Origin of the sequence: Brevundimonas sp. SORGH_AS_0993, from assembly GCF_030818545.1 — a bacterium.
In the GTDB taxonomy this organism is placed as follows: domain Bacteria; phylum Pseudomonadota; class Alphaproteobacteria; order Caulobacterales; family Caulobacteraceae; genus Brevundimonas.
The window spans coordinates 181,118-206,229 of the sequence record NZ_JAUTAH010000001.1 but is presented as its reverse complement, the minus strand read 5'-3'; the positions used below and the strand labels follow the sequence as shown (position 1 = coordinate 206,229).

27 protein-coding genes and 1 pseudogene are annotated in these 25,112 nt (G+C 66.5%); 12 read left to right on the top strand and 16 right to left on the bottom strand.

The genetic code is table 11. The annotated features are described in order from the left end of the window. Positions 1-2: 2 nt before the first annotated feature. Positions 3-728, bottom strand: coding sequence for an RlmE family RNA methyltransferase (locus QE389_RS01125; RefSeq protein WP_307363839.1), 726 nt, complete (start codon positions 726-728; stop codon positions 3-5). Between the two features lie 72 nt (positions 729-800). On the opposite strand from QE389_RS01125, the gene QE389_RS01120 reads away from it, so the two are divergent. Next, positions 801-1,262: a peptidylprolyl isomerase gene (locus tag QE389_RS01120; protein ID WP_307363837.1), complete on the top strand. Its 462-nt coding sequence runs from the start codon at positions 801-803 to the stop codon at positions 1,260-1,262. Positions 1,263-1,319: 57 nt separating this feature from the next. On the opposite strand, the gene QE389_RS01115 is transcribed toward QE389_RS01120, so the two are convergent. Further along, complete coding sequence (locus tag QE389_RS01115) at positions 1,320-1,733, bottom strand: DUF2177 family protein (RefSeq protein ID WP_307363835.1); 414 nt, start codon at positions 1,731-1,733, stop codon at positions 1,320-1,322. Between the two features lie 357 nt (positions 1,734-2,090). Here QE389_RS01115 and QE389_RS01110 point away from each other — a divergent pair, with 357 nt between their 5' ends. Then, positions 2,091-2,816 (top strand): CoA transferase subunit A, encoded by a 726-nt coding sequence (locus QE389_RS01110; protein WP_307363833.1) that lies wholly within the window; start codon positions 2,091-2,093, stop codon positions 2,814-2,816. Positions 2,817-2,818: 2 nt separating this feature from the next. After that, complete coding sequence (locus QE389_RS01105; RefSeq protein ID WP_307363831.1) at positions 2,819-3,466, top strand: 3-oxoacid CoA-transferase subunit B; 648 nt, start codon at positions 2,819-2,821, stop codon at positions 3,464-3,466. A 32-nt stretch (positions 3,467-3,498) separates the two neighbouring features. On the opposite strand, the gene QE389_RS01100 is transcribed toward QE389_RS01105, so the two are convergent. From QE389_RS01100 to flgK, 7 genes are all read right to left on the bottom strand, one after another. Further along, the gene (locus QE389_RS01100; protein ID WP_307363829.1) at positions 3,499-3,978 is read right to left on the bottom strand and encodes a hypothetical protein; all 480 of its coding nucleotides are present in this window, start codon (positions 3,976-3,978) and stop codon (positions 3,499-3,501) included. A gap of 23 nt (positions 3,979-4,001) precedes the next feature. Next, entirely contained in the window at positions 4,002-4,655 is a 654-nt protein-coding gene (locus QE389_RS01095) for an ABC-type transport auxiliary lipoprotein family protein (protein ID WP_307363827.1), read from the bottom strand. Next, a complete protein-coding gene (locus QE389_RS01090) occupies positions 4,652-5,590 on the bottom strand; it encodes an MlaD family protein (RefSeq protein ID WP_307363825.1) in 939 nt (312 codons plus the stop codon). Before QE389_RS01090 ends, QE389_RS01095 begins: the two co-directional genes overlap by 4 nt. Positions 5,591-5,602: 12 nt before the next feature. Then, entirely contained in the window at positions 5,603-6,358 is a 756-nt protein-coding gene (locus QE389_RS01085; RefSeq protein ID WP_307368849.1) for an ABC transporter ATP-binding protein, read from the bottom strand. A 62-nt stretch (positions 6,359-6,420) separates the two neighbouring features. Beyond that, positions 6,421-7,539 carry an ABC transporter permease gene (locus QE389_RS01080; RefSeq protein ID WP_307363823.1) on the bottom strand — a complete coding sequence of 373 codons (1,119 nt, stop codon included), beginning with the start codon at positions 7,537-7,539 and terminating at the stop codon, positions 6,421-6,423. A gap of 261 nt (positions 7,540-7,800) precedes the next feature. Continuing rightward, complete coding sequence (locus QE389_RS01075) at positions 7,801-8,766, bottom strand: flagellin (protein WP_307363821.1); 966 nt, start codon at positions 8,764-8,766, stop codon at positions 7,801-7,803. Next, complete coding sequence (gene flgK / locus QE389_RS01070; protein WP_307363820.1) at positions 8,763-10,880, bottom strand: flagellar hook-associated protein FlgK; 2,118 nt, start codon at positions 10,878-10,880, stop codon at positions 8,763-8,765. Before flgK ends, QE389_RS01075 begins: the two co-directional genes overlap by 4 nt. A 379-nt stretch (positions 10,881-11,259) precedes the next feature. Between flgK and QE389_RS01065 the strand changes: the two genes are divergently transcribed. The 5 genes from QE389_RS01065 to mnmA all read left to right on the top strand — a co-directional run bounded on the left by QE389_RS01065 (position 11,260) and on the right by mnmA (position 17,018). Then, the gene (locus QE389_RS01065; RefSeq protein ID WP_307363818.1) at positions 11,260-12,720 is read left to right on the top strand and encodes a flagellar hook-length control protein FliK; all 1,461 of its coding nucleotides are present in this window, start codon (positions 11,260-11,262) and stop codon (positions 12,718-12,720) included. 4 nt (positions 12,721-12,724) lie between these two features. Further along, positions 12,725-13,450 carry a flagellar hook assembly protein FlgD gene (locus QE389_RS01060; protein WP_307363817.1) on the top strand — a complete coding sequence of 242 codons (726 nt, stop codon included), beginning with the start codon at positions 12,725-12,727 and terminating at the stop codon, positions 13,448-13,450. A 49-nt stretch (positions 13,451-13,499) separates the two neighbouring features. After that, complete coding sequence (gene flgE, locus QE389_RS01055; RefSeq protein ID WP_307363813.1) at positions 13,500-15,266, top strand: flagellar hook protein FlgE; 1,767 nt, start codon at positions 13,500-13,502, stop codon at positions 15,264-15,266. A gap of 171 nt (positions 15,267-15,437) precedes the next feature. Continuing rightward, the gene (locus QE389_RS01050; protein WP_307363812.1) at positions 15,438-15,722 is read left to right on the top strand and encodes a DUF1153 domain-containing protein; all 285 of its coding nucleotides are present in this window, start codon (positions 15,438-15,440) and stop codon (positions 15,720-15,722) included. A 99-nt stretch (positions 15,723-15,821) separates the two neighbouring features. Beyond that, on the top strand, positions 15,822-17,018 hold the full coding sequence (mnmA, locus tag QE389_RS01045) for a tRNA 2-thiouridine(34) synthase MnmA (RefSeq protein WP_307363810.1): 1,197 nt from the start codon (positions 15,822-15,824) through the stop codon (positions 17,016-17,018). Positions 17,019-17,036: 18 nt separating this feature from the next. On the opposite strand, the gene QE389_RS01040 is transcribed toward mnmA, so the two are convergent. The 3 genes from QE389_RS01040 to QE389_RS01030 form a co-directional block, all read right to left on the bottom strand. Then, positions 17,037-17,387, bottom strand: a complete 351-nt coding sequence (locus tag QE389_RS01040) for a VOC family protein (protein WP_307363808.1) — start codon at positions 17,385-17,387, stop codon at positions 17,037-17,039. Positions 17,388-17,446: 59 nt separating this feature from the next. After that, positions 17,447-18,148 (bottom strand): YafY family protein, encoded by a 702-nt coding sequence (locus tag QE389_RS01035; protein WP_307363806.1) that lies wholly within the window; start codon positions 18,146-18,148, stop codon positions 17,447-17,449. A 325-nt stretch (positions 18,149-18,473) separates the two neighbouring features. After that, positions 18,474-18,962 (bottom strand): helix-turn-helix domain-containing protein, encoded by a 489-nt coding sequence (locus QE389_RS01030; protein ID WP_307363805.1) that lies wholly within the window; start codon positions 18,960-18,962, stop codon positions 18,474-18,476. 189 nt (positions 18,963-19,151) lie between these two features. Here QE389_RS01030 and QE389_RS01025 point away from each other — a divergent pair, with 189 nt between their 5' ends. Further along, positions 19,152-20,000: a thioesterase family protein gene (locus QE389_RS01025; protein ID WP_307363803.1), complete on the top strand. Its 849-nt coding sequence runs from the start codon at positions 19,152-19,154 to the stop codon at positions 19,998-20,000. A 67-nt stretch (positions 20,001-20,067) separates the two neighbouring features. After that, positions 20,068-20,346: a hypothetical protein gene (locus QE389_RS01020; RefSeq protein ID WP_307363801.1), complete on the top strand. Its 279-nt coding sequence runs from the start codon at positions 20,068-20,070 to the stop codon at positions 20,344-20,346. Between the two features lie 141 nt (positions 20,347-20,487). Here the strand turns inward: QE389_RS01020 and QE389_RS01015 are convergent, their stop codons facing one another. The 3 genes from QE389_RS01015 to queC are packed head-to-tail and all read right to left on the bottom strand — an operon-like array spanning position 20,488 to position 22,219. Further along, positions 20,488-20,856 carry a 6-carboxytetrahydropterin synthase gene (locus QE389_RS01015; RefSeq protein WP_307363799.1) on the bottom strand — a complete coding sequence of 123 codons (369 nt, stop codon included), beginning with the start codon at positions 20,854-20,856 and terminating at the stop codon, positions 20,488-20,490. Next, a complete protein-coding gene (gene queE / locus QE389_RS01010; RefSeq protein WP_307368847.1) occupies positions 20,856-21,491 on the bottom strand; it encodes a 7-carboxy-7-deazaguanine synthase in 636 nt (211 codons plus the stop codon). Before queE ends, QE389_RS01015 begins: the two co-directional genes overlap by 1 nt. Next, positions 21,488-22,219 carry a 7-cyano-7-deazaguanine synthase QueC gene (gene queC, locus QE389_RS01005; RefSeq protein WP_307363797.1) on the bottom strand — a complete coding sequence of 244 codons (732 nt, stop codon included), beginning with the start codon at positions 22,217-22,219 and terminating at the stop codon, positions 21,488-21,490. The genes queE and queC overlap by 4 nt, the downstream gene beginning before the upstream one ends. A gap of 192 nt (positions 22,220-22,411) precedes the next feature. On the opposite strand from queC, the pseudogene QE389_RS01000 reads away from it, so the two are divergent. Both QE389_RS01000 and QE389_RS00995 read left to right on the top strand, forming a co-directional pair. Then, a pseudogene (locus QE389_RS01000) lies at positions 22,412-23,488 on the top strand (sensor histidine kinase); the annotation flags it as partial. Positions 23,489-23,645: 157 nt separating this feature from the next. Beyond that, complete coding sequence (locus QE389_RS00995) at positions 23,646-24,041, top strand: response regulator (RefSeq protein ID WP_307368846.1); 396 nt, start codon at positions 23,646-23,648, stop codon at positions 24,039-24,041. A 5-nt stretch (positions 24,042-24,046) separates the two neighbouring features. Here QE389_RS00995 and QE389_RS00990 read toward each other — a convergent pair whose 3' ends face one another. After that, complete coding sequence (locus tag QE389_RS00990; protein ID WP_307363795.1) at positions 24,047-25,078, bottom strand: ligase-associated DNA damage response exonuclease; 1,032 nt, start codon at positions 25,076-25,078, stop codon at positions 24,047-24,049. Between the last annotated feature and the right edge of the window lie 34 nt (positions 25,079-25,112).

Sequence of the window (25,112 nt, the reverse complement as noted above, 5' to 3'; positions counted from 1 at the left end):
CCTCAGCGCTTGTTCAGCGCGACCAGAAACACCTCGGCGCTGTCCTTCCGGCTGGACGACGGCTTGACGTATTTGACCGTCTCGAACTCCTCGCGCAGCCGGGTCAGAACCCCGCCGGCGTCCCCGCCCTGAAAGTTCTTGGAGACGAAGTTTCCACCGGGTCGCAGGGTGCGAATGGCGAAATCCGCGGCGATTTCGATCAGGGCGATGATCTTCAGGTGATCGGTCTGGCGGTGGCCGATGGTGTTGTGCGCCATGTCCGACAGCACCAGGTCCGGCGGGCCGCCGACGGCGTCGATCAGCTGCTGGTCCACGCCCGGATGGGTGAAGTCGGCCTGGATCAGGGTCGCGCCGGGGATCGGCTCGATCATCAACAGGTCCACTCCCGCCACCGCCGCCGCGCCGCGATCCAGCGCCACCTGGACCCAGCCGCCCGGCGCCGCGCCCAGGTCGATGACCCGCGATCCGCGCTTGATCAGGTGGAACTTGTCGTCGATCTCGATCAGCTTGAAGGCCGCGCGCGACCGCCAGCCCTCGGCCCGCGCGCGCTCGGACCATTTGTCCGACAGCTGACGCTTGATCCATTGCTGGCTCGACATCGACTTGGTGTCGGCCGTCTTCATCTTGGTGCCCATGCCGCGTCCGGCGGCGGTCCCGCCCGAGGGGGGACGCACCATCCGTCGGCGTTCCCCGGTCTTTTGATTCTGGGGCTTTTCGTCTTCGCTCATCGTTCCCACATAGCCCCGACCGGCGTTGCGGGCTATGTCCCGCCTCAAATCAACCCCAAGAGGACGACCGACATGGCCGACACCCTGACCTTCACCCTGGACACCGGCGACGGCGAAGCCCGCGACGTGGTCATCAAGCTGCGCCCCGACCTGGCGCCCAACCACGTCGCCCGCATCACCGAACTGGCCCAGGAAGGCTTCTACGACGGCGTCGTCTTCCACCGCGTCATCCCCGGCTTCATGGCCCAGGGCGGCGACCCGACGGGCACGGGCACATCGGGCTCGACCAAGCCGAACCTGAAGCAGGAATTCTCGGCCGAGCCGCATGTGCGCGGCGTCTGCTCCATGGCCCGCACTTCGGATCCCAACAGCGCCAACTCGCAGTTCTTCATCGTTTTCGACGACGCCACCTTCCTGGATCGCCAGTACACTGTCTGGGGTCAGGTCGAATCGGGCATGGAACATGTCGACGCCCTGCCCAAGGGCGAGCCGCCGCGCGCGCCCGGCAAGATCGTCAAGGCGACGGTCAACTAAGACGATCCAAGGAAAGACGAGCAAGGGCCCGGACATCGCGTCCGGGCCTTTTTCAGATCAGCCCAAGCGCCCCTCGGCCCAGCGCGCGGCGAAATAGCCGGCCGTGGCCGAGGCCATGGTCAGGACCGTGCCCCAAAGGATGTCCAGCACCGTCAGTTTCGTCTGCCACACCGCGACGGTCGCCTGGTTGGTCAGGTCATAGGTCGCATAGGCGACGAAACCCAGCACCGCCCCATTGATCGCCGCCCGGGTCCAGTTCCCCTCCTTCAGGGCTGGGGCCACCGCCAGGAAGACGGTCCCTGCGATCGAGATCAGATAGAAGATCACCGCCGCCGTCATGTCTGGCTTGTCGCGCATGATCGGCCCCAGCACGGGTTGATACAGCCGGTCGGTCATGGTGGTCAGCCACACCGCATCGATGATGGCGAAGGTCAGGCCCGCCCCCAGATAGGCGGCGACGAACTTCAGCATGGCTTCCTCCTCTTCAAGCCGATTTCAAAGGCCGGGCGTCCAGCAGCAGGCGGATGGCGACATCGTTCGGGTTCATCGGCGGCTCTGATCGCGGTTTCGGCGGTGTGAAAGGATACGCGCGGCCGCCGCCCGTGGATGCCTTCGCCGCCCCCTTCGCGCCCCTTGTCGCCCCGCGCCTCCTGCCCATCTGTCCCTAAGGTCGCCTTCGCGCCCGAGTTCGGACTGTCTGGACTGTTCGGACTCTGTTTTCGCGGGCGGCCGAAGGGTCGCACGATCCCCGGCTTGCCCTGTCGTGCACGGCGGGTTAGGCGTGGCCCAACACGCCAATATTCATCAGGCGATGAAAAGAGGGAGACGATGGGAAAGATTTACGCTGACGTCGCGTCCGCGCTGGAGGGCCTGACTTTCGACGGCATGACCGTCATGTCTGGCGGCTTCGGCCTGTGCGGCATTCCCGAGAATCTGATCGCCGGCCTGCGCGATAGCGGCGTCAAGGGCCTGACCGTCATCTCCAACAATGCCGGCGTGGACGGTTTCGGCCTGGGCCAACTGCTCGCCACCCGCCAGATCGCCAAGATGATCTCGTCCTACGTCGGGGAGAACAAGGAGTTCGAGCGCCAGTATCTGGCCGGCGAACTGGAGCTGGAGTTCAACCCTCAAGGCACCCTCGCCGAGCGCATCCGCGCAGGCGGCGCCGGCATCCCCGCCTTCTTCACCGCCACCGGCGTCGGCACCCTGGTCGCCGAGGGCAAGGAGGTCAGGAACTTCAACGGCCGCGACTACGTCATGGAGACCGGCCTGATCGCCGATCTGTCCATCGTCAAGGCGTGGAAGGCCGACGAGCGCGGCAACCTGGTGTTCCGCAAGACCGCCCGCAACTTCAACCCGATGATGGCCACGGCCGGCAAGGTCACGGTCGTCGAGGTCGAGGAGATCGTCCCCGTCGGCTCGCTGGATCCCGACCACATCCACACGCCAGGCGTCTATGTCGACCGCCTGGTCCAGACCGTGTCCGAGAAGCGCATCGAACAGCGCACCGTCCGTCAACGTGCCGCCGGCGCCGCCGCCGGATCGGAGGTCTGATCATGCCCCGCACCCGCGAACAACTGGCCGAACGCGCCGCCCAAGAACTGCAGGACGGCTTCTACGTGAACCTGGGCATCGGCATCCCGACGCTTGTGGCCAACTACATCCCCGACGGCATGACCGTGACCCTGCAATCCGAGAACGGCATGCTGGGCATGGGGCCCTTCCCCTATGAGGGCGACGAGGACCCCGACCTGATCAACGCCGGGAAACAGACGATCACCGAGATCCCGGAGTCGTCCTACTTCTCCAGCGCCGACAGCTTCGCCATGATCCGGGGCGGCCACATCAACCTGTCGATCCTGGGCGCCATGGAGGTGGCCCAGAACGGCGACATCGCCAACTGGATGATCCCCGGCAAGCTGGTGAAGGGCATGGGCGGCGCCATGGACCTGGTCGCGGGCGTCAAGCGCGTGGTCGTGGTCATGGAGCACGCCAACAAGCACGGCCAGTCCAAGGTGCTGAAAGCCTGCACCCTGCCCCTGACCGGCACGGGCGTCGTCAGCCGCATCATCACCGACCTGGCGGTCTTCGACGTCAAGCCGGACGGGTCGGGCCTGGAGCTGATCGAACTGGCCGACGGCGTCACCTTGGACGAGGTCGCCGCCAAGACGGAGGCGGCCTATTCGGTGGCCGCCGGCCTCTGACGCCTCTCCAAGCTTAATCAGGCTATGAGGGATCAATCCAGCCGCGTCTGCACACGACGCAGATACGGCTGGCCCTCGATCTCGCTCAGGATGGTCACGAAGCGGCCGTCACGCGGCGCGACGACCGTGCAGGTGAAGCCCTGAAAAGGGCGGCCGTTTCGCCACAGGACCAGCAGGCCAGATGACGGAATCTCGGCCCGATAGGTGTCGCCGTCGGCACGATCCAGTTCATCCATCCGGGCGTTGATCGCCGCAACGTCCGGATAATCGCGCGTCGAAGCGAAATACATCATCTCGCCGTCCGGACGGAACCGCATGTAGTCTTGGGGCGCGATCGCAGCCAGGTTCTCCACACCCGGCTCGTCCGAACGCAGCACCTGGCTCTTCCACAACCCCACCACGTCGGCATAGACACACGGCCGCCCTTCGGACAGCGGCTTGGTCGCGACCTGGGCTTGGGCCGTCGTCGACGCCAGGACCAGGACGGCCGATAGTCCGACAAGTTTCAGCATCCGTCCGCCTCGCCTTTTGCAGATCAGTTGGCCGACTGGATCGTCCAGTCGGCGATTTGCGTATTGATGTCCCGCGTCGCCGTGTCGAAGGCGGCGACGATGGCCGAGACCCGGTTCTCGCCGGCCGGTTGCGTAACGGTGAAGACCCGCTCGACCGAACGTCCCTGCTCGGGCCGGATGGCGCCGCCGCCGCCCGTCTGCCGCTCGGGCGTCGAGCGCAGTTGGGCGCGCGCCGTGACCACGACGTCGGGCGTTGCGCCCGGCGCCGCATAACGGGCCTCGAAGGCAGTGACCGTGACCTGCAACACCAGCGGCGGCGTGCCCGGCTCGCGGCGGCCAAGAACGCGGATGCGGTCGGCGCGATTGGCGAAGGCCGCCTTCAGGCTGTCGTCGAACAGGGTCGAGGCCGGCGAGACCCAGCGCGCGCCGGAGATGTAGGCCGTCTCCACCCCTGTCACCCCCAGCAGCCGGTCGTCGCCGCTGGCCTCTGGAAAGTCGATGTTGCGGATCGACACCGTCAACGGCGCAGGCCTGTCGCCTTGGGCGGAAGGGGCATCCATAGGCAGGCCGAAGCGATAGAGCTGCACCGGAGAGGGCGACTTCAGCAGCGCGCAGCCGCTCATCGCCAAGGCCAGGGCGGCCGCGCCGCCCAGTTGGAGGATACGACGAGAGATCACGGTTGCACCTCCAGCTCTTTGGATTGGGGACGGGCGATGAAGTCGCGCGGGCTGCTGCGGACCTGGTCGATCAGCGCCTGCAGCGAGCGGGTCGCGTCCTGTAGTTCCTCGATCGTGCCGCTCAGTTGCGGCAGGCTGGAGGTGGCGAAGTCGCCCAGCGGCCGTTCCAGCCCGGTGATCGAACGGTTGGCCGAGGCGATGGCCGTGCGGGCCTCCGCCGTGGCCTGGTTGATGTTGGCGATGGCCTCGCGGCCGTCGGTGTTGATGATCTGGCGCGTGTCGACCGCCAGGCCCTGGTATTCCTTGACCGCCGCATTGGCGTTGATGACGGCCTCTTCCAACTGCTGGAAGATGGCCTTGCGGGCCTCCAGTTCGGTCGTCAGGGCCTCGACGTTCTTCACGCTGGTCGAGAAGCTGCGGATGTTGTCGTCCGACATGACGCGGTTGATGCGGTTCAGGGCGTCCACCGTCTGGGCCAGCACCGTGCCCGATCCGCTTAACAGTTCGGCGATGGGGGACGGCTGGCTTTGCAGCACCGGCACGACATTGTCGGGATACTGCTCCTTCAACAGGGCGCTATTGGGCGAACCGGCGGTGATCTGGATGTAGTTCAGGCCCGTGATGCCCTGCGGCTCCAACTGGGCGCGCGAGGTCACGCGCACCGGCGTGGTGGCGTCCACCCGCACCCGGGCGATAACCTGGTCGCCGCGCTTGGTGTCGATGTGAAGGTCCGTCACCTCGCCTACGCGGATGCCGTTGAAATGCACCTCGCCGCCCTCCGACAGACCGTTGACCGGCCCGTAGAAGACGATGTCGTACAGGTCATAGTCGCTGTTGAACTGCAGCCGGGCCAGCCAGATGGTGAACACCGCCAGGGCCGCCAGCAGGGCGACGGTGGCGATGCCGACCGCGGCGTAATGTGCGTCTCTTTCCATGCTCGGCTCTCCTCAGGCCGTGGTCCTGTTGGCCGCGCGGCCGCGCGGCCCCAGGAAGTATTCCTTGATCCACGGATGGTCGGAACGCTCCAGTTCCTGAACCGTGGCCTTGGCCACCATCCGTTTGTCCGCCAGCACCGCCACCTTGTCGCAGATGGCGTACAGCGTATCGAGGTCGTGGGTGATCATGAACACCGTCAGGCCCAGGTCGTCCGACAGCTTGCGGATCAGATCGTCGAAGGCGGCGGCGCCGATGGGGTCCAGGCCCGCCGTCGGCTCGTCCAGAAAGATCAGTTCGGGGTCCAGGGCCAGGGCGCGGGCCAGGCCGGCGCGCTTCTTCATGCCGCCCGACAGCTCGGCGGGCTTCAGATAATGGTGTTCGGGCTTCAGCCCCACCATGGCGATCTTCAGCTCGGCCAGCTCGTAGATGGTCGATTTCGGCAGTTTGGTGTGTTCGACCAGGGGCGACGCCACGTTCTCCAGCACGCTGAGGGACGAGAACAACGCCCCCTGCTGGAACAGAACGCCCGTCCGTCGTTCGATGTCGGCGGCCTCGGCGTCGGTCAGGTTGGCGCGGTCGTAGCCCAGCACCTTCACCGTGCCGCCCTCGGGCTGCTTCAGGCCGATGATGGTGTTCAGCATGACGGTCTTGCCCGCGCCCGACCCCCCGACGACGCCAAGAACCTCGCCTCGCAACAGGTCAAGGTCCAGGTTCTCGTGGATCACCCGGTCGCCGAACTGGCTCAGCAGACCGCGCACCTCGACCATGACGTCGCGGTCGTCCTTCCTGTCCGTCTCGCCGCCATTGACCAGCGCAGTGCGTGCGTCAGTCATATGTTCAGCTCTAGGAAGATCAGGGCGAACACGGCGTCCAGCAGGATGATGGCGAAGATCGCCTGAACCACCGCCGCCGTCACCCGACGCCCCAGGCTCTCGACGTCGCCGGCCACAGCCATGCCTTGACGGCAACCGATGGCGGCGATGACCAGCGCAAAGACCGGCGCCTTCACCAGACCGACCATCATGTGCTGGGCCATGCTGCCGTCCTCGACCAGCCGCTGGAAGAAGAAGGCCGGCCCCAGGTTCAACGACGACCAGCAGACCACCAGGCCGCCCAGAAGGCCGCCGATCATGCCCAGGAAGGTCAGCAACGGCAGCATCAGCACAAGGGACGCCAGGCGCGGCACCACCAGGGCCTGGAACGGGTTGACCCCCATAACCTGCATCGCGTCCACTTCCTGGTTCATCCTCATCGAGCCGATCTCGGCGGCGAAGGCGGAAGAGGATCGACCGGCCAGCAGGACAGCGGCGATGACCACGGCGAACTCCCGAAACATGGCCACGCCGATCAACTGGACGGCGAAGACCTGGGCGCCGAAGTCCGTCAGCAGGTCCACCCCGATGAAGGCCACCACCGCGCCGATGAAGAAGTTGGTGATCATGACGATCGGGATGGCGTCCAGCCCGGCACGCTCGGCCTGACTAAACCAGGCGGGCCAGCGGATCGCGCCGGGGTGCTTGGCCGCCTCGACCACGGCCGCCATCAGACGCCCCAGAAAGGCCAGCGACAGGATCGCCTCGCTCCAGAAGTCATAGACCCCGCGTCCGACCTTGGCGAAGGTGCGGGTGAAGGCGTCGGGGCGTCTCGGCGCCGGCGCGCTCTTGCGCTCCAGCACCTCGATCATGCGATAGATGCGGCCGGCCTCGGGACGCGCGGTCCAGACGCCTTTGGGCAAGGGCTTGTTGGACGCCTTGACCAGGGCCAGAGCGCCGGCCGTGTCGAAGCGGCCCAAGGCTTCGGTGTCCAGGGCTGAAATGGAGCGACCGTCCAGATCGCGGCCAAGATCGCGCGGCACCCGACCCAGAGCCGTGGTGGTCCAATCGCCGGTCAGCCGCAGCTTGGCCACGCCGTCGCCGCCGTCCAGAATTTCGTATTCGGCCTGGCTCATCGCACCCCGATCGACGGAAACGAGTCACGGAACGGCATCGCCCCTCCCCCAAGGCTGAAGCGCCCCATATGAAAGGCGTTCATGGGCCTATGGCTTAGCTGAAAGCGCGAAGTCAACATGCGTTGACATGCCTTGACCGCTTTAAAGCGTGACTGTGTCGCGTCTGCTTGGTGCACGAAGCCTCCCCCACCGCTACGCTGGCGTCGAACACCAACGCAGCCGAAGGGAATTCGTTCTGCAAAGCCTGGCGCGGGCCGGAGCCTAGCGTAACAGGTCGAGCAGGGAGCTGCCCTTCAGAGCGTTTACGATCTGGGCCGAAGCCTGGATGGCGGTCTGCGCCAACTGAAGATCGGTGATGGCGCGCGCCGGATCGTAGCCGGTCTTGTCCTGCATCATCTTCTGAAGGGCGGTCTGCTGCCCCTCGTGCGCGTCTAGCGCCGCCTCCACATGGTTCTGCAGCAGGCCGTTTTTCGCAGTCAGGTTGGTCAGTTCGGCGTTCGCCTTGTCGAGATGGTCCAGTTGCGCCTTCAGAAAGGCGGTGACATTGGAGTCCGGCTGGCCTTTCAAAGTCCCCGCCGCTGTCGGCGTATAGGTCACGCCGTTGACGGTGACGGCCGCACCGTTCTGGAACGCCTGGATGTTGCGGAACACCTCGGTCAGCCCCCCCCCTACCTCATTGGCGAGGAAGCCGGTCTCCAGGGTGGTGTTTTCGTCGATGCGCGACTTCTGCTTCAGGCTGTCGTTGGCGAAGGTCGCGGCGGTCGACGATGCGGCCGCCAGGTCCGACATGGTTTTGGCCGTCGCGGGCGCCGTGTCGCCCTTGCTGCCCGCGAACAGATAGGCGCCCTGATGTTCGGCGTTCAGCCCGCCTACCACGGTCTGATACTGCAGGCCGAGATCGGTCATCAGATTGTCGATGCGGCCCGCCGCCAGACCGTTGGCGATGGCCTCGCGCGCGCCGGTCCCGCCCTCGTAGATGCGATTCAAGGCCAGGTCCTGGGCCTCCAGCCGCGAAGCGACCGTCTTGCCGGTGGAGATGAAGCCGTCCAGCCGCGCCTGGGTCGAGGTCAGGCTGGTCAGGGATTCGGTCGTCCGGCCATAACCCGACATGTCGGTGGCGATCTTTTCGCTGTCGATCCGCTCCTGCGCCTGCTGGGCGCGGCTCTGAGCGTTCATCAGGTCCAACAGGGCGGACTGATAGTTTCCGAAGGTGGCGACGCGCGTCATTGCATCATTCCGATCAGAACGTCGTACATGTCCTTGCTCGCCTGGATCAGGCGGGCCGAGGCGTTATAGGCCTGCTGGAAGGTGGTCATGTTGACCAGTTCCTCGTCCATATTGACCCCTTCGGCGGCCGTTCTGCGGCTGTCGGCCTCCTGAGCCAGGGCGGTGGCGGATTCGGCGCGGCTCTTGGCGGCCGAAGCCTTGCCGCCGACATCGCCGGCGAAGTCCGCCGCATAGGCCGACAGGGTCTTGGTCCCGCCCGCATTGCCGCCCGCCGCGCCGAAGGCGACGCTGCGTTTTCCGACATCGCCCAGCAGCAGGCCGCCGCGCCCGTCGTTCTTGCTCAGCGCCGAGACGCCGGCGGCCGCCGACAGGTTCAACTGCGCCAGGGCCAGCTTGCTGGGATCCTGCTTAATGTCGCTGCGAACCGTATAGGCGCCTGCGCGGGTCGAGCCCGTCGCCCCCAGGCCGAACAGCGCCGACATGGACAGGCCGGAAGGCGTCTGGCTCGTACCGTCCTGAACGACGCTCATGGTCTGGGTCGTCGGATCGAATGCCTTGAAATTCAGCTTGCCCGCGCTGTCCAGGCTGAAGGCTCCGTAACGGCCCACGCCCGATACCGGGTCGTTCAGCGCGGTCAGCAACTCACCCATCGTGCCTGTGCCGGCGGGAACCGCCACGGTGATGTCGCGCAGGCGCGAGCCCGACTCACCCGAGAAGCGGAAGGTCACGCTTTCGCCCGCATCAAACCCGTGCGGCGAAGTCAGGGTCAGCCCCGTCTCGTAGAAGGTCGGTGTCGCGCTGCTGACCAGGTCGTTCAGCCCAAACCAATGCGAGAAACCGCGTCCGCCCTTGTCGCTGGGAGTCGTTGCGTCGTCGGCGAGCGCGACGCCGTTTCCGTTTCCGCCTTCCAGCTTCAACATCCCGTTGGAGAAGCTGGCCGTGGCGGCGCCGCCCAACTGGGCGTTCAGGACACTGAGGAAGGTGGTCGGATCCGCCGCCACGCCATTGACCGTCATGGTCGAGCCCGAAAAGACAATCGCGGCCGACGCCTGGACCACGCCCGAACTGTTCACCGCCGTTATGGTGGTCTTGCCCGAAAATCCCGCCAAGGCCGTTTCCAGCGCCTGCCCCGTGTTCCGGCCGGACAGGACGGTGGGCGCGGGCACGCTGCTGTTGGCGTTATGGGCGCGGTTCAACTCGTCGGCCAGGCGCGCCGTCAGTTCGCCCAGGCGCGCGGCGGCGGCCGGCGCATCGACATCGCGCAGTTCGACTAGTCCCTTGATCTGGCCCGAGGACACCCCGTCCATGAGCGGCCACCGCGTGCCGTTGGGCTCCGTCACCATGATGTCGGCGAAGGTCGTCGTTGCGTCCACCGTGCCGGCGGCCTGATACGACAGGGTGGCGGCCCCTTCGCCCACCAGTGTCGCGCCGCCGCCGGTCCGCACCACCACCCCGCCGTTCGAGCGCGGCTCCACCTTCACGTCCAGATATTGCGATAGCTGGCTGATCAGGCCCTGTTGGGCGTTCTGGGCGGCCGTCACGTCCTGGCTTGTGGCGACGCCGGCCGAGATCGCCTTGTTCAGCTTGTCGATCTGTTCAAGCAGCGGATTGATCGTCTCGACCGCGCCGGCCAGGCGGCTGTCGGCCTCCTGGCGCACCGACTGAATCTGGGCCCCGATGCTGGCCGCCTGATTGAACAGGGACTGGGTCTTGTAGATCGTATCCTGGCGCGCAGCCGAAGACGTCGGACTTTCGGCCAAGGACGCATAGGCGGAAAACAGCTTGTCCACCTGGGCGAAAAAGCCGCTGCCGCTGGTCGGATCGCCGAATTGACCCTGAATCGCATTATAGAGTTCGGACCGCACGCCATGGCGCGCCGCGTCTGCGCCCGCGCTCAGGCTAGCGGCCTGCAGGAAACGATCCGTCGCCAGACGAACGCGCGAAATCTCGACACCCGCGCCATATCCTCCGGCGACCGCCGCCGACTGGTCGGCGATCTTGCGCACATAGCCGACGGTGTTCACGTTGGAGATGTTGTCGGAGGTGACGCGCAACTGAGCCTGGGCGGTCTGCAGGCCCGACGCGCCGATGTTCATGATCGAGTTCAGCGACATGATCAGCCCCCCTCACCCGGCAACGCCTGCACGGTCAGGCGCACTTCTTGCCCAGCACAAAGCCGACGCCCGAAACTCAGAGCGTTGTTTTTCAACAAGATCGTTGATCGCGCGGACATCATGGTGAGAAGCATCGGCAAGCGTCGGGCCAAAGCGGACGGCACGGGCGCTCAGCCACGCGCCGGCCCGCAGCCCAACCGGGCAAAAAGCGGCGACAAGGCGGCAAGAATCGACCGAGGTGCGCCCGCCACCCACACGTCAAAAGCCATCATTTATTTGTTTTATATGATGATTTCCCGATGGCCTGCCCCTTGCGTCGGCGGCGACGAAATCTTGGGCGCACCAGGCGCCGCCACCATTCGAAAGCCTTACACCCTTCATGTCCGCCTCGTCCGCCCTGTCCGCCCTTGTCGCTCCGGTCTCGACCGGAACGCCGTCGGCTGCGCCGGATAGCCAGGCGGACGTCACGGCCTTCTCGGCCCGGATGGCCAAGGCCCTGATCTCCGATCGTTACGACGCGGCGCCGGCCAGGCTGCCGCCACCCCCGGCGGTGCGGCAAAAACCGGAAAGCCAGCCCCTCGAAGCCGCCTCGCCGAACCCTGCAATGGGCCCCGCGCTGGACCAGACCAAGCCCGAACCGCCCGCCGAACGCTCCGACGTCGCCGACCGACCGCCTTCGCAGGAGGCCAGGCCGGTCGACGACAAGGATGTGGAAGCCACGCCTCAGGCCCAGCAAACCCAGACGGCGACTACGCAGAACCCGACCCTCGCCAAGACCTCGTCCTCCGATGGCGACACGGACATCCAGCGCGCGCCAATCTCCCCGGCGGCGTCCATCGCCGCGAACGACACCGACGCCCAGGTCGAGGGCCAAGCCCAAATACAGACGGCCGCCAAAGTGGCTTCCGAGGCGATGGCCGAGGCGCTGAAGGCCGTCGGCGCGCCACTGGATCAGGTCCAGGTGTCCGGCGCCCTGGCCGCCGTTCGTCCCGCACAGGTCGTCGCGGCCGAAACCGCCGCCGCCCTGGCCGGGATAGAGGACGCCGAGGCCCCCGCCAAACCGACCCAGGAAGCCCCGGCGGACGCGGCCTCGCCGCAGACGGCAACCGGAGCCGGCCGCACCTTGCATCCCGACCGGAGCGCGCATCCCATCCCGGCGATCGCCCCGGAAGCCGCCAACGATGCGGTTTCGCGGACGGACGCCCCGACTCTGGCGGACGCCCAGGCCGCCGCCACGCCTTCGGCGAACCCCGCCGCGCCTGCCGCGACCGCAGACGGCCCTGCCCTGCCGACCGCCGCTGCTCAACCCGACGCGGCGCCCACCGTTCACGCCGCGACGACCGAGGTCGCACATCAGACCGCGGCGACGGGCCGCGACCTGAGCCTGTCGACGCTGTCCCACGCCACGGTGGAGACGACCGCGCATTTGGCCGCCCAGATCGCCCGCCGACTAGAAGGCCGCTCGACCCGGTTCGACATGGTGCTGACGCCCGAGGATCTGGGCCGCGTCGATGTCAGTCTGGAGATCGGATCGGACGGACAACTGGCGGCGCGCCTGGCCTTCGACAACCCCGCCGCCGCTGCCGAACTGCGGGGACGCGCCGACGAACTGCGTCGCCAGTTGCAGGACGCCGGCTTCCAGGTGGCCGGTGACGCCCTCGATTTCAGTCAGCGCGATCCATCGGCCGGCGGCGGAGGCTTTGCGCGCCAGCAGCAACGCGCCGCCCTGTTCGACGGGGGGGCGCGCCTGGCGTCCGAGGCGGACGCTGTTTCCCTTCCGGCGCCCGGCGCCTGGACCACCCTTTCCCAGACGCCTGACCGCGTCGATCTGAAGGTCTGACCCCATGGTCGCCGCCGTAAGCACCGACAACGCCACAACCCGCATCAACAACGGCGGCGCCATGCTGTCCTCGAACTTCGAGACCTTCCTAACGCTGCTGACGACGCAGATGAAGAACCAGGACCCGTTGTCTCCCCTGAATTCGAACGAGTTCACGGCCCAGTTGACCCAGATGGCCGGGGTCGAGCAGCAATTGCTGACCAACGACCTCCTGACCAGCCTGCTGAAAGCCCAGTCGGCCGGCGGCCTGGACAACGCCTCCAACTATATCGGCAAGAATGTCACCGCCGCCTGGAGCGCCGCCAAGCTGACCGACGGCAAGGCTTCATGGTCCTATGAATTGGGCGGCGACGCCGCCAAGGCCACCCTTCAGGTCCTCGACAGCAAGGGCGCCGTGGTCTGGGAGGGCGCCGCGCCGAATACGGCATCGGGCATTCACCAGTTCAACTGGGACGGCAAGACCAGCGCCGGCGACACGGCCGCGGACGGCGGCGTCTATACGCTGAAGATTTCGGCCGCCGACTCCAAGGGGGCCAAGGTCGACGCCCAGACGCTGACCCAGGGCCGCGTCACCGGCGTCGAGATGTACGACGGCGCGCCCTATCTGGTCGTTGGGAACAGCGTCCTTCCGCTTTCGACGGTCATCTCGCTGAACGAGATCAAGTCGCAGGCGAACTCCACCAACAGTTCGGAGAATCCGAACGCCTCCACCGAGCAGGCGGCCGCATGACGCGCATCGCCGTCTTCCCGATGATTTTGTTTTTTAGGAGCGTTCTTCGATGAGCCTCAACAGCGCCATGATGGCCGGCGTCTCGGGCCTGGCCGCCAATTCCGCCGCGATGGCCGCGATCTCGCAGAACATCGCCAACGTCAATACCGTCGGCTACAAGCGGACTTCGGCCGAGTTCCAGACCCTGGTCAACGGCCAGACCCAGACGGGCGGCAGCTATTCCGCCGGCGGCGTCTCGGCCAACACCCGCACCTTCGTCAGCCAGACCGGACTGCTGCAGCGCACGACCGAGGGCACCGACCTGGCCATCAACGGCCAAGGCTTCTTCGTCACCACGACCCAGCCGGAAGGGGCGGCGGCGACGGACACGCGCATGTTCACCCGCGCCGGCTCCTTCCGCGTCGACAAGCTGGGCTATCTGAAGAACAGTGCGGGCCTGTATCTGCAGGGCTGGCCGGTGGACGCCAACGGCGAGATTTCCACAGACCCGTCGGACCTGTCGCGCCTGCGTTCGATCAATATCGGCTCGGTGGGCGGCACGGCCGAGCCGACCACCCGCGTCCAGATCAACGCCAACCTGAACTCCACCCAGAAGGTGTCCAGCGCCGCTGGCGCCCAGTCCTACACGGGCGTTCAGGACAGCGCCTCCGCCTCGCATGACATCAGCGTGGGCTATAAGCGGACCGGCACGAACACCTACGACGTCACCCTCAAAAGCGGGATCACCACGATCACCGGCGTGGCGACTTACGACGCGAGCGGCGCCCTGACCAGCTTCGCGCCCAGCGGCGGGACCAATGGCTCGGCGACGGCCACCACCTCGCAGATCACGATAACCCCCACCAACTCCAGCGGGCCGGGAACGCCGTTCACGCTGAACCTGTCTCAGATCGGCCTGGCCACCGACGGCGTGGCCAAGACCAAGTACGATCCGACGACCAATTCCATGGCGATGTACACCGCCGACGCCAACAATCCGGCCGGGGTCAAGCCGGACTTCAAGATGAACATCCCGGTGTCGGACTCCAAGGGCGGCCAGCGCAATCTGGAAGTTCGCTTCCTGAAGAGCGACCAGCCGAACCAATGGTACGCGGAAATCGTCTCTGTTCCGGCCAGCGACGTCGTCACCGGCGCGCCCTACTCCAACGGCCAGGTGAAGACCGGCCTGGTCGCCTTCACCTCCTCCGGCCGGCTGGACGTCGAGACGATGAAGTCCTGGTCTGCCGGCAAGGGCCTGTTCGACGACCCGTCGAACGCCAGCCTGTCGTTCCTGCAATCCGACCCGACCACCACCATCGACCCCGCCAACGCTGCCGACAACGGCAAGGTGAAGTGGGCTGACGGCCTGGGCATCGCCGCCCAGACAGTCAACCTGGACCTGAACACCTCGGCCGGCGGCCTCAGCCAGTTGAACAGCACCTCGGTGGTCCAGTCGACCATCACCAACGGCACCGCCTTCGGCAATCTGAGCGAAATCCGCATCGACGACAGCGGCTATGTATCGGCCATCTTCGACAACGGCGTGACCCGCCGCATCGCCCAGGTCGCGGTCGCCACCTTCCCCAGTCCCGACAGCCTGAAGGAAGTGTCCGGCAATGCCTATGTGGTCAGCAACCAGTCCGGCACCTTCAATCTGAAGGCGGCGGGAACGGGCGGCGCGGGCCCTATCGCAGCCAAGCAACTGGAAGCCTCGACCGTGGACATCTCGGCCGAGTTCACCGGCATGATCACCACTCAGAGGGCCTATTCCGCGTCGTCCAAGATCATCACCACCGCCGACGAAATGCTGGCGGAACTCATCAACATCAAACGCTGATCGGCAGTCAGATCGACGTTAGCCTTCATGAATCGCCGCGCAACCAAGGTTTACAGAGTCATTCGCCGGGGGACGGATTTTAGCCGTTCCTTCACCACGACGCTTAAACGGCCCTTAGAGGCGCCTGGCTACATTGGCTTCAGTACGGTGTTGGTGAGAAAGGTCTGAACCATGTTGCAAGAGCGACGCCTGAACAGCAAAGGCGAACACTATGTGGTCGGACCGACGGGTACGCCCCTGACCCTGAACGACCTTCCGCCAGCCAACACGGACCGATGGGTGATCCGCCGCAAGGCCGAGGTGGTCGCCGCTGTCCGCGGCGGCCTACTCAGCCTGGACGACGCCCTGGCCAAGTATCGGCTGACGGCGGAAGAATTCCTCGCCTGGCAAAAGGCGATCGACAAATGGGGCATGCAGGGCCTGCGAACGACGCGGATCCAGAACTATCGCTCCTAGGAAGCATCCTCGACCCGATCAGGGCCGCATCCGGCGACGGATGCGGCCCTTTTTGTTGCGGGCCTCGAAATCGCGCCGGTTCGGGCCTAAATGGCGGCGATGACCTTGGTCGAAGACATCTGCCCCATCCCCGACATTCGCCGCACCGACATGGATGCGGCGGTCGAAAGCGCGCGGGCGGCCGTCGGCCTGCCGGTGGGCGCGCGAGTCGTCGCAGCCATGTCCGGCGGGGTGGACTCCACCGTGGTGGCGGCCCTGCTGCACAAGGCCGGCTATGACGTCGTCGGCGTGACGCTGCAGCTCTACGACCACGGCGCGGCCCTGAAGAAGAAAGGCGCCTGCTGCGCGGGCCAGGACATTCACGACGCGCGCCTGGCGGCCGAGACCATCGGCATCCCCCACTACGTCCTGGACTACGAGAGCCGGTTCAAGGATGCAGTGATCGACCAATTCGCCGACAGTTATCTGAAGGGGCAGACGCCGGTTCCCTGCATCCGCTGCAATCAGACGGTCAAGTTCCGCGATCTCTTGGACGTGGCCCGCGATCTGGGCGCGGAGGCCATGGCGACGGGCCATTACGTCCGCCGCGCCATCCACGGCAACCGCTCGCAGATGCGCAAGGCAGTCGATCATTCGCGCGACCAGTCCTACTTCCTGTTCGCCACCACCCAGGACCAGTTGGACTATCTGCGCTTCCCCTTGGCCGATCTGGAAAAGCCCCAGGTGCGCGGCGTCGCGGCCGAACTGGGCCTGCGCATCGCGGCCAAGCCGGACAGTCAGGACATCTGTTTCGTGCCGTCCGGCGACTATCGCACCCTGATCGACCGCCTGCGCCCCCAGGGACGCGAGGCCGGCGAGATCGTGCATATGGACGGCAGGGTGCTGGGCGCCCACGCCGGCGTCACCGACTACACCATCGGCCAGCGCCGGGGCCTGAACGTCGCCGTGGGCGAGCCCCTGTTCGTCGTCAAGCTGGAGCCCGAAACCCGCCGCGTCGTCGTCGGCCCCCGCGAGGCCCTGCTGACCGCGCGCCTGACGTTGGAGGAAACCAACTGGCTGGGCGAGCAGGCCACGCTGGAAGAGGCGGCCCACGACGGTGCGCCTGTCCTGGCGCGTGTCCGTTCGACCCGCCAGCCCTCGCCCGCCCGTCTGGCGATCGTCGATGACGCCGTCTCGGTCGTGTTCGATCAAGGCGAAGAAGGCGTGGCGCCCGGCCAGGCTTGCGTCCTGTACGACCCCGCCGATCCCGACCGCGTCCTGGGCGGCGGCTTCATCGCCGAGACCACCGCCGTCTAGAATTTCAGACCTAGGATTTCAGGCCGCCGCGAAGACGCACAGCCGGTGCCCGTCCGGGTCGCTGGCCACAAAGCCCCGTCCCTGCGGCAGGTCGCACGGCGGCGACAGAATGCGCGCGCCCCGGTCCCACCAGTCCACATGAAGGTCATCGACGTCGGAGGCGCGATCCACCGCAAACCCCACCGCCCGACCGGCCTCCCTGGCCTCGGCGGACCGCCGCCACAGGCTCAGCCGGCGACCCGACGCCAGAAGCAACAGCGCCCGATCCGGCCCGACCTGCACCGGCCGCCCCTGCAGCAGCCGACCGTAGAAGCGCGCGCTGGCCTCCGGGTCCGCCACCTCCAACAGAATGTCCCGGCTCTGATCCATCGCGCCCTCCTGTCCTGTGCGACAGGAACAAGGCTAGACCGCGATGCTGCCAACTTCCGTCAGCAGCATTCAGCGCCGCGCGCCTTGGCCTCCCGTTCCCGCCAAGCCTTCATCAGCGCCTGTCGCCGGCGCGGATACCGGCCCTGGCCCAGTTCGACGGCCGAGATGCGGTCGGTGCGGAAGCTGCGGAAATCCTGGCGCAGTTCGCACCAGGCCAGCAACAGCCGGACCCGGTCGAAGAAGGCCAGGGCGAAGGGCCAGACCACCCGCTGCGACGCCGCGCCCGCCTCGTCGCTGTAAAACAGGGTCAGCCGCGTCTGGGTGCGGATCGCTTTTCGCAGCAGCGCCGGATCGACGGTGTCCAGCGGCGCGGGCGCGCCCGGCGCCACGAACAGGGCCGAACTGTCCATCTCGTCGCGCAGATCGGGCGGCAGAACCGCTCCGATCCGCGCCAGGGCGCTCAGCGCCGCGTCCCGCAGCCGTCCGTCCGTCCGCTCCACCACCCAGCGCGACCCCAGGACCAGAGCCTCGATTTCTTCGGGCGAAAACATCAGGGGCGGCAACAGGAACCCCGGTTGCAACACATAGCCGACGCCCGGCTCGCCTTCGATGGTCGCGCCCTGCGCCTGCAGGCTGGCGATGTCGCGATAGAGGGTGCGCAGGCTAATGCCCATCTCCTGGGCCAGCACCTTGCCGCTGACAGGCCGACGATGCCGCCGCAGCACGTTCAACAGATCGAAAAGACGTTCGGATCGGGACACGCCCCGACCCTAGCAGACCTGCTGCCAGAAAGCGGCAGCATCAATCAAAGCTTCGACCCACTCGCGGCGCTAGATGGGACGCGATCACCGGTCGCACAGACGCGATACATCACGTCAAACGATGGCCCGTCCGAGCGGCAGGAATAACAGACGCCAGCACTGGTCCTGCGCACTTGGACGTCGCCTTGAGGATTGAGTGAAGCCAGCAGGCGTCTGCAGTCGTCCTCCCGCTTGTAAACCCACCCTCCAGAAACGCCCGCCACGATGACGGCTGTTCCGATCAGCGATTTGACGAGCAGATCAGTCAAGACGCTTGAGCACCAAGCTACGCCGCTTCCTTCGGCATCACGTCCCCGACTGTCGGCCGGTTCTCGGAGCGGACCAGTAGGATGTCGCGCGGCTTGACGATCTCGCCGCAGCAGCCGCAGGCGATGCGGGGCGTCAGGGTGTGGCCGCAGGTCTTGTGGATCATGTCGATACCGCTGTCGGTGTCGCCATAGACGTGTTTGGCGCCCCAGCCGTGCAGCGTCACCAAAACCCCGTACAGGTCCTTGCCCTTGGCCGTCAGCACATATTCGTTGCGCGGCGGCCGTTCGGAATAGGGTCGCGGCTCCAGCACCCCGTGCTGGACAAGGCTTTTCAGACGGGCGGCCAGGACGTTGCGGGCCACGCCTAGATTGTCCTGCCACTGTTCGAAGCGCGTTACGCCGTTGAAGGCGTCGCGGATGACCAGAAGCGTCCACGGATCGCCGATCACCTCCAGCGTGGCGGCGATGGAGCAGCTTTGGCGGCTGTAGTCGGCGGTGCGTCCCATGAATGGAAAGTGACCCCGCGTCAGCCTGTTGGCAAGAGGGTTGCCAATCGGAACGCAGTAGGTCAGTCTTGTTTGGCAACGGACAAACCGCACTCCCCGGCGCGTCGTCCTTGTTCCTTTGACTGGCGGAAGGTCCGATTCCCCGAATCGGGCCTTCCGTCCTCTTGCCGCCTGACGCAGGATCGCGCCATGACACCACTGGTTTCCTTGGACGACGTTCTGGCTTTCGCTGCGCCCGAGGACGGCGCGCTGACGACCGTGGTTCCGGGGTGTTTCTCGAACGGCCCCGCCGCCCTGCCCTCGGAAAAGGGCTTTCCGTTCGGCGGCCTGCTGGCGGCGCTGTGCGCTCTGTCGATGCGGCGTGGGCTGGGGCTGGAGACGCCGTTAAGAACCCTGTCGGTGCAGTATCTGTCGGCCGCCGTCTTCGACGCGCCCCTGGCGTTTCGTCCGCGCCTGCTGCGCGGCGGCCGCAATGTCCTCTACGCCTCGGTCGAGGCCGATCAGGACGGGCGGCCGACCCATCACGCCACAGGCACCTATGGGCGCGACAGTCAGACCCCGCCGCTGTCGCCGCTGCATCGCCCGCCCCCGTCGCTGGACAGCCTGGACGCCGCCGCGACCATCGACGGCCCCATGGCCCCGCATTTCGCGCGCCACGTCGAATACCGTTTCGACGGCGGCCCCCATATCCTGGGCGGCAATGCCGGCAAGCCGGCGGTCGAACGCACCTGGATGCGGATGCGGGATGGTCGAGCGCTGGACGAAACGACGCTGTGCTACCTGCTGGACGCCCTCTATCCGCCTGCCTGGACGCTCGACCCCGCGCCCGTCGCCATGACCACGGTCGATTTTCGCATCGACATCCTGGCCGATCTGACGCCCGAAACGGCGCCGGACGGGTGGGCCTTTTTCGAGTTCGCCATGCTGGATCTGGGCCTGGGCTGGACGGTGGACGAAGCCACCGCCTGGGGCGCGGACGGAACGCCGCTGGCCGTGGCGCGCCAACGTCGTCGCCTGCTGCCGCAACGCGGGGGCTGACGGCGCGACGCGGTTCGGTCTAACCTCGGATCGCGGGCCGGTATCCGCTGTCTTCGGAGGAGTCCGGATGCGTCGTCGAAATCGTCTTTTCGCCGTCTCTCAAATCGTCGTCGTCCTGGGCGGCTGTCTGATGCTGCAAGGTTGTCTGGTCGGCGCCGTTGTCGGCGGCACGGCGGCGGTCGTGGGCGGTGCAGCCAAGGCCACGGGCGCCGTCGTCGGGGCGGGTATCGACGCCGTCACGACCTCGGACGAAGAGACCAAGCTGCGCCGCGAGCGCGAGCGGCGCGACTATGAGCGTGAGCAACGCCGCTGCGAACAGCGCCAGCGCCAGGGCAAGAACTGCTGAGATGACGCCCATCGTTCTGATTCCGGGCCTGACCTGCACCGTCGAATTGTTCGGCCCGCAGATCCCCGCCCTGCGGACGAAGGGGCCGATCAGGGTCGCCTCCACGCGGGAGGGCGAGACGATGGCGACGGATCGCCAAGATCACAGGCTCAGTACGCAACGCTCGTTGATGGTCGGGCGCGCCACCTGAATGCGGCACAGCCCCGGCCAGTCGGGCTTCAGCATCCTGGCGAACCACAGGCACAGGTTCTCCAGGCTGGGCAGTTCAAGTCCCGGATGTTCGTTCAGCATGCCGTGGTCCAGTTGTTCCGCCGCCGCCTTCAGAGCCCGATCCAGTGCGCCCAGGTCCGCGACCCAGCCGTGTTCGGCGTCCAGCACCTCGGACCGCACCGTCGCCTCGACCGTGAAGGAATGGCCGTGGACTCGGCGATAGATGCTGCCCTCCGGCTCGTTCGGAAAGTGGTGAGCGGCGTCGAAGGTGGCCTGTTTGGTGATCTCGAAGACGGGCATTAGCGGACGCCGATATATTTGTGGGTCTGGACGCTCAGGCGCCATTGGGGGTGGGTCAGGCAGTATTCGATGGCGGCGGCGGTGTTGGCCGCCTGGTCGGGGCCGTCCATGGGCTGAAGCCAGAACCGCTCGAAATCCAGGAGCTCGAACCGCTCGGGCAGGGCCTTGGCCTGCGGATAGACCAGCTTCAGCTCCTGGCCCTGCGTCTGGACGACCGGCGCATCGGCCTTGGGGCTGACGCAGATCCAGTCGATCCCGTCCGGCGCGGCGAGTACGCCGTTGGATTCTATGGCGATCTCGAAGCCGCGCGCATGCAGGGCCCCGATCAACGGCGGGTCCAGTTGAAGCAGAGGCTCGCCCCCGGTGCAGACCACTAGTTTCGGATCGCCTTCCCGCCCCCGCCACATCGCCGCGACATGATCGGCCAACAGCTCCGCCGTGGCGAACTTGCCCCCGCCGTCTCCGTCCACGCCGACGAAATCCGTATCGCAGAAGGTGCAGACGGCGTTCGCGCGGTCCTGCTCGCGCCCGCTCCACAGATTGCAGCCGGCGAACCGCAGGAAGACCGCCGGACGACCCGCCTGCCCGCCCTCGCCCTGCACCGTCAGAAAGACTTCCTTGGCCGAATAGGTCACGTCCTGGCGCTCTGGGACACGGCCCATTCCGCATGGCCCGCCGCGCGCAGCTCGCAAGCCGGACATTCGCCGCAGCCGTAGCCCCAGGCATGCCGATGCGTGCGGTCGCCCTGATAACAGGTATGGCTGTCCTCGACGATCAGTTCGACCAGGGCCTCGCCGCCGATCCGGTCGGCCAGATCCCAGGTCTGGGCCTTGGTCAGCCACATCAACGGCGTCTCGATCGCCACCGGCTTGTCCAAGCCCAGGGACAGCGCCCGCGCCATCGCTTCCATCGTTTCATGCCGACAATCGGGATAGCCGGAGAAGTCGGTCTCGCACATGCCGCCGACCAGGACCTCCAGGCCCCGCCGATCGGCCAGAGCCGCCGCCGCGACCAGAAAGATCAGATTGCGGCCCGGCACGAAGGTCGTGGGCAGGCCGCGCGCGTCCATCTCGATCTTGCGATCGGCGGTCAGGGCGCTTTCGGCGATCCGGCCATAGCCGGTCAGGTCCACCACATGATCGTCGCCCAGTCGCTCGGCATAGTTCGGGAGGGCCTTCGCCATGCCGTCGCGCACGGTTTGGCGCGCCTGCATCTCCACCGCGTGGCGCTGGCCATAGTCGAAGCCGACCGTTTCGACCCGTTCGAACCGCTCTAGCGCCCAGGCCAGGCAGGTCGCGCTGTCCTGTCCGCCGGAGAAGAGAACCAGGGCCGATGTGGGGGTCTTTTCCAGGATGACGCTCATGACAAACCTGCGGTCGGCCGGTCGGCCGCGCGCATGCACAAAGGGATGAAGGCCGATGTCGGCCGGACGGGGCTCATACACCACCCGACGCCGGGGTGCAAAAATCCAGCGCCCGCAAGACGTTCGAGGGACACTTAACGTTTCCTCAAGCGCTGTCGTGCAGGTTGGGATTTGTAGGGAGTTCCAGGCGGCATGCCGACAGTTGAGAGTCTTTGCGAGCGGGTCGTCCCGGTCGGCCCGGCGACGCTGGGTCAGGAAGTGCTCGCACGTTTCCGCCAAGAGCCGGACACCCTGGTCATCCCTGTCATCGAGAACGACCGACCGCTGGGTCTGATCGAACGCACCGCCTTCCTTGAGAAGATCGCAGGACGCTTCGGCCACGCCCTCTACGATGGTCGTCCCGTCACCTTCGCCATGGATGACGAGCCAGCGGTGGTCGAGGGCCACGTCCGGCTGGACGCTCTTTGCGACATCATGCTCCGAGGCGGCCCTGCAGCTTTGCTGCGGGGCTTTATTGTCACCAAGAACGGCCTTTATCAGGGCGTCGGCACGGCCGCCACCCTGCTCCAGGTCGTTCACGATCTTCAGCGCGAGCAGAACGCCCTGCTCGCCGACCAGGCCGTCATCCTGAACGACACCCGCGCCCAGGCCATGGCCGCCGCGCGCGCCAAGAGCCAGTTCCTGGCCATCATGAGCCATGAGCTGCGCACGCCGATGAACGGGGTGCTGGCCGTCGCCGAACTGCTGCGTCGCCAACCGCTGAACGCCGCCGCCCAGGCCCACGTCCAGACCATCATGGACTCGTCGGAGTCCCTGTTGCGCATCCTCCAGGACGCGGTCGACCTGTCCAAGGCCGAGGCCGGAGAACTGGAACTATCGCCCGTCCCCACGCCGCTGCGCACCCTGATGGACGAAATCCAGGCCCTGTGGGCGCCGCGCGCCTCTCAGGACGGCGTCACCCTTTTGGTGGGATACGAAGGCGACACCGAACTGGCCGCGATGATCGACGGCGTTCGCCTGAAGCAGGTGTTCAGCAATCTGATCGGCAACGCCCTGAAATTCGCCCGCAACGGCGTAGTGGAAACCAGTCTGAAGGCCTGGGTCGAAGGCGATCAGGTGCGAATGGAGGCCCGCGTCCGCGACGACGGCCCCGGCGTCGACGAGGACCGGATCGAGGCCCTGTTCGAACCCTTCGTCCACGGGTCCGGCCCCGACGGCGCGGGCTTGGGCCTGTCGATCTGCCGCCAGATCGTGGATCGGATGAACGGCCGTATCTGGGCCGAGAACAACAAGGGCCGAGGTGCCACCTTCGCCTTCGACCTGAACGCTCGCCGCGCCATCGTCGAGGCGCAGGCCCCGTCGAATGTGTCCGACCTGTCGGAACTGAACCTGAAGTCGGCGCCGCACATCCTGATCGTCGACGACAATGCGACCAACCGCGTGGTGGCTCAGGCCCTGTGCGAGATGTTCGGTTGCAGCTCGGAACTGGCTGAAGACGGACTGGAGGGCCTTGGCCGCCGTTCAGGAGAGCCGTTACGATCTGATCCTTATGGATATCAAGATGCCGCGCATGGACGGCGTTCAGGCGACCCAGGCCATTCGCGCCCTGGACGGCGCCGTGAGCCGCATTCCCATCGTCGCCCTGACCGCGAACGCAGATCCAGACGACGCCAAACACTATCTGTCGATCGGAATGGCCGCCGTCGTCGAAAAACCGATCAAGCCGGAACGCCTTCGCATGGCGATGAACGCCGCCCTCGCCCAAGCGGAGGCCGAAGCCGCTGCAAGAAACGACGCCGATCCGCGCCAGGCGCACGGCTGAAACGATCAGTCGGGACGGACATCCAGCCGCTCCTCGTCTTCTTCGTCATAACCGACAAGGCGCAAGGCGCGCGCCTTCTGACCGTTGATCTCGGCCCAGCGCAACAAGCCCTCCTCGCGACCATGGGTAATCCAGATTTCTTCGGGTCTCAGTTCTTCGAAAGTCGCCGTCAGTTCGGCCCAGTCCGCGTGATCCGACACCACCAAGGGCAGTTCGACGCCTCGCTGGCGAGCCCGCGCCCTGACGCCCATCCAGCCTGAGGCGAAGGCCGTCACGGGGTCCGCGAAACGCCGCGCCCATCGATCCTGAATGGCCGACGGCGGGGCGATGGCGACCTCGCCGCCCAGAGCGCCCTTGGGCAGGTCGCGCGTGGGCGCCAGCGGGCCCAGATCGACGCCTTCGCGTTGATAGAGGGCGTTCAACCGCTCCATGGCGCCATGGGTGTAGATGGGCCGCTCCCAGCCCGCCTCTCGCAACAGGCGGATGATCCGCTGCGCCTTTCCCAGGGAGTAGGCCCCCACGAGGTGCGCGCGCTGGGGAAACTGTTTCAGCGATCGGATCAACCGCCCGACCTCCTCCTCGGCCGGCGGATGACGAAAGACCGGCAGGCCGAACGTCGCCTCTGAAATGAAGACGTGGCAGGGCATGGGCTCGAAGGGCGGACAGGTCGGATCGCGGCGACGCTTATAGTCGCCTGACACCACCATGGTCAGCCCCTTCCATCGCACCTCGATCTGGGCCGAGCCCAGGACGTGCCCCGCCGGCGCCAGGCGAAGGGCCACGCCGTTGATCGCGGTCGTCTGACCATAATCGACCGCCTGTGTCCGGCGGGCGAAATCTTCGCCATAGCGTTCGGCCATGATCGCCAGCGTCTGGCGCGTCGCCAGGACCGCCCCATGGCCCGCACGCGCATGGTCGGAATGGCCGTGGGTGATGACCGCGCGATCCACCGGCCGGACAGGATCGACATAAAAGTCGCCAGGCGGGCAATAGAGGCCGCCGGGCGTGGGATGCAGCAGGTCTTCGGGCCGGATCATGGGCTTCTAACGCTCTCGACGCCGCCGGGCGCCG